The organism is Veillonella sp. CHU740 (assembly GCF_003992055.1).
GTDB lineage: Bacteria > Bacillota > Negativicutes > Veillonellales > Veillonellaceae > F0422.
Genome location: NZ_RQVD01000028.1, coordinates 1 through 503, shown reverse-complemented (window position 1 = coordinate 503; position 503 = coordinate 1). Strand labels below are relative to the sequence as shown.

At 35.0% G+C, this 503-nt stretch carries 1 protein-coding gene; it reads left to right on the top strand.

The features are described 5' to 3' along the window. A partial coding sequence (locus tag EO115_RS08300) for a restriction endonuclease subunit S (protein WP_164724096.1) occupies nt 1-503 on the top strand: 503 nt, incomplete at both ends.

The window sequence follows — 503 nt, the reverse complement described above, 5'->3', positions numbered from 1 at the left end:
TTGGGAACAGCGTAAGTTGGGAGAATTATTTGACCGATATGAAAGTAGAGTTGAAACTCCACATGATGGATATTGGAGATTAGGTTTACGAAGTCATTGTAAAGGGACATTTCACACTTATGTTGAACCTGGAAGCGAGCTTGAAACCTCGGATATGAATATAGTTAAAGAGGGTAACTTTATATTAAATATAACGTTTGCTTGGGAGTTGGCTCTTGCTATAACAGATAGCGATGATGATGGAAAGCTCGTATCACATAGATTTCCTCAGTTTAAACCGAAGAGAAATCTATTAATTAAGTTTTTTAAACATACGCTTTCAAACAATAAATTTAAGCATCACCTTCAACTTGCATCTCCGGGTGGTGCAGGAAGAAATAAAGTATTAAAAATTAATGAGATGCTGAAGTTTGAGTTATTATTTCCAAATATGGAAGAGCAATTAGCTATAACAAAAATATTAGAAGACTTCGACAACCTCATCACCCTTCATCAGCGTAAGT